General features: G+C 60.6%; 5 protein-coding genes. All 5 read right to left on the reverse strand.

Features of this window, described 5'->3' with window-relative positions:
* Positions 1-168 precede the first annotated feature (168 nt).
* The gene (locus tag Z052_RS14065) at positions 169-1,128 is read right to left on the reverse strand and encodes a signal peptidase I (protein WP_158228697.1); all 960 of its coding nucleotides are present in this window, start codon (positions 1,126-1,128) and stop codon (positions 169-171) included.
* Between the two features lie 20 nt (positions 1,129-1,148).
* Entirely contained in the window at positions 1,149-2,426 is a 1,278-nt protein-coding gene (locus tag Z052_RS19810) for a hypothetical protein (RefSeq protein WP_158228698.1), read from the reverse strand.
* The gene (locus Z052_RS19815) at positions 2,423-3,238 is read right to left on the reverse strand and encodes a hypothetical protein (protein ID WP_129452628.1); all 816 of its coding nucleotides are present in this window, start codon (positions 3,236-3,238) and stop codon (positions 2,423-2,425) included. Before Z052_RS19815 ends, Z052_RS19810 begins: the two co-directional genes overlap by 4 nt.
* Positions 3,239-3,461: 223 nt before the next feature.
* Positions 3,462-4,952 (reverse strand): SipW-dependent-type signal peptide-containing protein, encoded by a 1,491-nt coding sequence (locus Z052_RS14070; protein ID WP_094520711.1) that lies wholly within the window; start codon positions 4,950-4,952, stop codon positions 3,462-3,464.
* 245 nt (positions 4,953-5,197) lie between these two features.
* The coding region (locus Z052_RS14075; protein ID WP_099289152.1) for a vWA domain-containing protein at positions 5,198-7,003 on the reverse strand (1,806 nt) is incomplete at its 5' end.

Raw genomic sequence — 7,003 nt, forward strand, 5'->3', positions numbered from 1 at the left:
CCGGCTCCCGATCCGGTCGTATTGTCGCTAAGCACGACCGGATCGGGAGCCGGAATGTCGGCGCTGAACCCGAGTGAAACTGACTCCTTGTCGGACAGCGTTGCGACCGACACACCGGCTGAAATCGACGCAAACACGATGAGGAGTGCGCAGATGACTGCGAACGTCTTATTCATCATCAACCTCCGCTTCCCCGCCGCCGTCTGCTAGGGTGGGAACCGAGGCAGGGGTCGATGGCGTCGGTTCAGGCTCCGGTTCAGGTTTCGAGCGCGCCGCCCGGGCTGTCTGCCACGTGGTGAAGGTTATCCACCCGGTAAACAGGACCCCAAGAAGCCCCGCAGTGAACGCACCAACCGAAATCGGGGTTGGGGCTGCGGTCAGTGAGAACTCTTGGTAGATGTTCCACCCAGCGTATGTGAGCAACGCACCCATCGCTAGCAGCGTCAGCTTCAGGTCAATCGCGGCGACAGTGACGGTGCTGTCCGATTCCGGTTCCGAATCATTGTCGGCGGCGGCGGCCGGGAATTCCCAGTCGTCAGCCTCGTCAACATCCGTAGCGTCTGGATTGTCCAGTACATCTGGAGCGTCTGCGTCTTCATCAAGCGGTACTGACGCTGGCTCTCGGTCGTGTTTGTCCGGCTTGTCGGTGCGCTCGTCTGGTTCCTGCTGAGCCCACGCGAGGAGTTCGCTCACGCCGAGTAACACTAGCGGACTGATGACCAACAAGACGTACCCCACAGGTGTGTTCGCCCACAGAATTATATGACCAATAAGCGGAATTGTGAGAACCACTTTGCCGATAATGGTTTCAGGGGCAACCGTACCTGTATCGGCCTCCTCGTTTGCGTCGCCTTTTGTCTCGTATCTGCCATCAACTTCGCCGACGACGCGATGTGTAGTCGGGACGCTGTCGCCAGGACTTCTGTATGTGATCACGTCGCCATTTTGAACGGGACCAGAGGAGTCGACGATCACCACGTCGCCAGGTGACAGCACTGGCTCCATACTCCCAGAGAGAACAACGTAGCTCTCATCGGCACCGATGACTTGCGGGACGGCGAAGACCGCAAAGGGTGAGATCGCCGCGACGAGAACAATCGTCACGAGCAATGTGCTAGTGCTTCCCATCGATGGCCGCGGCAACTGAGTCATTGGTCACCTCCTGGCGGAGCCGTGGGTGAACCGCTGCGCCCGCGCGTTTCAGGGTCGTTTGTTTTGCCTGAAGATTTCGACTTGCCAGGGTTTCCGGAGTTGTTACCACGGTCTTTCGAGCCTTGGCCGTTGCCGTTACTTCCCGGGGTAAGAGACGGATCGCTGCATCCCGAACAGTCCGCCTCTGGATCGTTCGTACATATGCAGACCAGAATATTACTGATGGCTGTGCCGTCAGGTGCGTACACGATTCCGTCGGCGTCACTACCGGTGAGTCCTACGGTGTCCGTACGAGTGCTATCGTCACGATCGTAGGATTTGGCTCCCGGCCCACCTTTCACCCAGACTGTACAGAGCCTTGGGACAGTCCTATTGCGGTCTGTCCGGTTTTTGAGTCGGAACGCAACCCCGATGGTTTCAGCGCTATCGTCCTTGTCGACGGTCTGGTACACGTCGAGTTCGTACTCAGAGCTGCCCTCAGTGAACGCGTAGACGCCGGGTTCGATCTGGCTCTCGCCGATTCCAGGCTGGTTTCCATTTCCAAGTTCTATCTTCCCAAGTGTCCGGCAGCACGTACAGTCCTCGGCAGGCAGACATGGCCCAGTGTCGATACCAGCGAAAGGGTTCGTCGGGGTAGCGTGCCGACACTGGGTGGCCGACGCCCATAGCGGAAGGTCGACGATCTCCGAGCCGATGTAGTCGGTGAGTTCGTACTCTACAAGCAGACACACCTGGTCGGTTAAGCAGTCAACTCCTCTGGTAGTGGGATCGCCATCGATTTGGCGACCACCACGGAGTGCTGTAGCAACCTCTCTGAGGGAACCGCCCGCGATTGGATCGAGCCGGTCGCCGGCCTCACAGTGGGCGTACGATAGGGTCAGTTGAAGCGCTTCTCCCAGATCAGTTGCTGCTGGAGTGGGGCAGTCAGTTGCGAGCCACAGCGCCGCGGGGTTGTTCACCGCCTGACCGCGCTGTGGGAGCGAGAAAGTGAACAGCGTCCGACCGGACATTCCGTCGGCACCGAGTGTCTCGATCGGGAGCCGAACGCGTGGCCCATCGGCGATACCGTAGCGCTCGGCGGTATCGGCACCCGGACCAGACAATATCTCGTATTCGATCGTTAGGTCAACAGTGCCTGCCGTAAGCGCCGCTTCGAACTTCTCGTCGTCTCGCAACACCGCCGTAGTCCCAGCTTCGGAGGCAGTCCAGGCGAAGCCTCCAACCCCACCGGTAGCTGCGAGTGCTGCCAGCACACGACGGCGGCTAACGGTCATTCGGACCCTCCAACGCGGAATGGGCTGTCGCCGCCACAGGGGCCCCCCGCAAAAGCGAACTTGAATCCGAGGGCGTCACCCTGTGAGCGATTACCGATATTGGGAGGAAGCTCCCACCGGAGCGCGACGCATCGGAGCGAGCCTGGGTCTAAGCACTCAAGCGCGAGCGTGCCATCAGGGCTGCCGATACCGGTCGTTGGTGCAAACGCATCAGTAAACGACGACCGCGCCACCAGCGGTGACTCTAGTGACTCCTCGAAGTTTTTCACCCCATTACACCCACGGAGCGGCGAGCCGTCAAGCCAGATCTCAACGACGGCATCATCACCGAGCTCACCGCGATCTAGTGTGCTGTCGCCGTCTGTCCGCTCCGGCTCATTAATTCCGTTTTCGTCCGTGCTAGTGATCGAGCCGGCAGCCCAGATGTCAAGCGGCTCTGACGGCTCGGTTGTGACGACTTCTAGTCCGACCACAAGCGTGCCGGTATCTCCTGAGAGAACGTTTCCTATAGAGATAACCGGGCCCGAGATATCGGTCACGAAGGTTGCCTCTTCGACGTATCCAGGGGACTGGTCGGGGTTGAGCACTGTATCCGCGTCCGTTTCGTTTCCGTCGCCGGTAGTGCCCCCGACGAGCGCGCCGTTGTACGTCTCGTACCACGCGACGCGGAGACGTCGATCGTCGGTATCGGCACTTTCTGCGGCGTAGGTGTATGCGGAAAACCGCGGCGACGGTTGGCTGAGTGAAAGTCCTCCAACTGCGAGAGCTCCAGCGCCGATTCCGGCTACTAGTTGTCGACGTGTGAATGGCATGTGTTTGGTTTCCCGGATACGCCGGGTCGGTGTACAGAATTTGTCTTCTTCCAACCAGTACGGCGGAGCAGGTCATATGTATGGACCCACTTCCGGACCGGTATGGCCCTAATACCGTTGAGTTGGCCGGTCGTACGACCGGCCGTGGGCTCGAGATTCCTGCGGCTGTCGGGACTACTGCTGCTTCCGGTCTCAACCCGACATCGCATCCGCCTTCGTTCGTTCATCCGACAACCGACTGTGTCACGGACCCGGTCCGCCCGGTTGTCTCCCCACGGTAAGCGAGCGTCAGTACCACTCGCTGTCCGTTCATTTCAACGCCATCACCGTTTGCGTCGCGGAACGAAAACAGCGTTACTTGTGCCGTTTCGTCCGGCATGAGTGACGGTTCCCGGTCCGCGCTGTCAGAGTAACCGTCGCTCCCGAGCGTGATCGTTCCCGGTAAAGCGATTCCACCTGGAATATCGGTGTATCCGGGTGTCGCCGAATCGATATAGACCTCATAGCCCGCCGGGATCGAAGTGTTGTCGACTTCGTCGCTCAACGCGAGAATCACGGGATCGGCGGGTAAAATCGTCAGATCGGTCACCACTACCGACTCACTCAGATTGTTACGGACATCGAACACCAGGCCATACGGACCAGGGTTTGCTGATTCATTTGCTCGGGCATTCAATACCGAGAGGTCTGGCCGAGAGCCGCCGCCGGTGTTATGTCGGGCCTGCTCAGCGTAGACACCGACATCAAACACTACTGAATCGCCTTGTATCTCGTTTGACTGCTCATCTGGAAGCGTGAAGGCCAGCCCAAGGTATCGCGTCGTTGAGTTCGCAAACGGTTCGCGAGCTGGGTCGGCTCCTAGTGCGGGGGCACCGTCGACAACCTCGTTGTAGCTTGTTGATGGATCGCCGTCAAGAGGAATCCCGTTACCGGTTGAGACGAGATCTAGAAACTCTCGAAGCGTGGGGTTTGTCGTAGGATCCTCGTTACCGCCGAAAAACACATGTTCACTCTGGTCAAGGGTCACATTTCCTATAGACTCGTACCAAGCGGTCACGCGGAGCGCGTCGAGCAGTTCGACGATCGGCTCCGCGTTGTCGCCCGCTTTGCGTGTTCCGTCTCGATTTTGATCTTCATCCGGATCGCCCGCCTCAGGCTCCGTAATTTCCCCCTCGTCGGCATGACCAAGCCCGCCGGTCAGCCAAAGATACCCTGGATTGTCGAACAGGTGAAGGCTAATGTCTAGTGTGATTTGATCGCCGGGTTTTAGATCTCCGAATGTCTCTGGGTCAAGTACTACCGAGGCGAAGTCGGGCTCAACCGGCCGATCGACAAACTGTTCGCGAAACCGTGTCTCGATGGCTGTGCGCTGATTCTCAGAGAGTGAGCTAAGATCGCTACTGAATCCTGCTCGGAGAGCGATCTCCTCGCGTGTAAAGATTGGATCTCGAATCCCATCACTCCCTTCGATGAAACTCCCGCTGTTGAGGATGTCGTCGCTCTCCAACAGACGTGTGGGATCTTCGGGGTCGTTAATGAACTCATCAGGCGAAGCATCAACGTAGACGGGGCCGTCAGGGCCGTCGTATGTGACCTGCCAATCAACCTGAAGGTCAAACTCACCGGCGGTGACAGAGTTACCAGCGAACTGTTCGGTGTCGTTGAGGTACGCCGTCGTCCCGAAACCAGCACCCCCCGCGGCGACGCCAGTCATTCCGAGACCAGCGAGCACAGACCGGCGACTGAGGGTGAATGGTTGGTCTTGGCTGTGAGTGTCGCGTGTCATTGTAGTACTCGTTGAAACGAACGCCCGGCAGCGGTCTCGAACCGCTGTGTCAGCCCGCGGCCGGTCCGCGTCTGATCCGGGTCTCGACCCAACCGCCGCTCGTGTGGACGGACGGCTGCGTCGCTGCGCCCCGTGGCGCGACCGTTGAGACAATCCCTCCTGTAGGGGTGTCTCTAGTCGACGACCTCGGTCGGGGTCTGATCCTCGTCCTCGGGGATCATCCCGACGCCGGTGTTGTGCCGGGACTGCTCGGCGTAGAAGCCGATGTCGAAGCCAACCATATCGCCCTGGATCTGGTTCGCGTGGTTAACCGGAAGCCACCACTGGAAGCCAACGCAGTGGGTGACGCCCTCGCCCGTGAACGGGTCGCGGTTCGGGTCGTCCTCGGGGTCAGACAGCTCGTCGAAGGTCGTCGCGCGGTCGCCGTCCAGCGGCACACCGCGGCCCTCATTACCCGAAAGCGCATCCAGCGCCGTCCGGAGGTTGCCATTGAAGAAGACCTCCTCCTGAACCACGACCTCGGCGGCGATGTCGTCGGCGACATCGGCGAAGTTGGTGACGGGGATTTCGTTGTAGAAGCCCGCGCTCGCGATTTCGTCTTCGAGGTAGTCGCTCAGGTCTCGCCCGCCGCCGAGTTCGACGGTACCAGGAGCGATGTTGAGCACCGCGATCCGGGAGCCGTCGGGGCCGGCCTTGACCGCGTCGGCGACCAAGGCGGTTTCGTCCTGTTCGCCTTCCGTGACAGTCCCGCTCGCGGAGTCGTCGTTGTCGTATCCGGGGCTGCCGTCGTCGGCGGAGAACCCGGGACCACGCGGTGCGGAGTACGAGGTGCCGCCGACCGATGCGGAGTAGCTCGGGTCCGGGTTGTCCCCGTCCATGCCGTAGTTCGGGCCGCCGTCGGTGACGACCACCACGACGGGAAGGGCGTCCGCCCGACCCTGATCGTCGAGCACCTGGTCAGCGATGTCGATCGCTCCGGGCATCGGGGTGTTACTTTCGAAGCTGAGGCTCGGGAGGCTGAAGCCGTCGGGAGTGCCGAGCCCGGAGAGGCCCGTCACGCTGCCGCCGCCGAAGCTGACCGCGCCGACCTGCGCGGAGCCGTCCGTCGGGAGAGCGTCGACGAAGGTGTCGACGCCGTCAATAAGCGCCTGTTGCTCGTCTACGCCGTCCTCGTCCGCCCGGATCGAGCCGGAGGTGTCGATCGCGAGCATGATATCGACCTCGCCGCGCCGCTCGACCTGGTTATCACAGTCCGGATCGTACCAGATCCGGACTTCCATCTCGTCAAGTAGCTCTACGACGCCATCTATCTCGTCGGGGTCGTTACGCTCGGGCTCGGTGATGATCCCCTCGCCTGTGAACTCCTCGTTCAGCATACCGTTCATCCAAACGTAGCCGGGATTGTCACACAGGTGGAACGAGAAGGTGACCTCGCCGAAGTCACCGGGCTTGACGTCGCCCAAGTTGATCAGCGGGTCGCCCGGAGTGGTCACGTCGTTGCTCGTCCGGTTGGGTGAGAAGAGACCTTCCCCGCGGGTTTCGGCGTCCGCGTTGCCCACGTCGGTCAGGCCAGCCTCGCCGTTACAGACTTGATCGTCGGTGAAGTCATCCTGGATCCCGTCGTCGTCGCTGTCGGGGAGCGCCTCGATCGAGGTGGCTTCCCAAAAGGCATCTTTGTTCTCTTGGAAGGTCCCATCGCCCAGGAACCGGAGCGCAATAGAGCGCGCATCCGGGTTGTCGACCGCGGGGAGGATGTACTGGTTGTCGTCGAGGATGTCGATCTCGTCCTCAGGAACGAGCTCGACGAGTTCACGCCCGGCCGAGCCGTCATAGTAGTGTTCCTCCCAGTCCACGAGCATGTCCAGCTCGCCCGCAGTCAGTTCATTCCCCTCGAAGTCCTCCTGGTCGCTGAAGAACGCAGATGTGCCAACGCCTGCTCCTGCGGAGGCGATGCCGACGGCACCGAGGCCGGCGAGTAC

The sequence above is a fragment of the Halorubrum sp. C191 genome (assembly GCF_002727095.1).
GTDB lineage: Archaea > Halobacteriota > Halobacteria > Halobacteriales > Haloferacaceae > Halorubrum > Halorubrum ezzemoulense.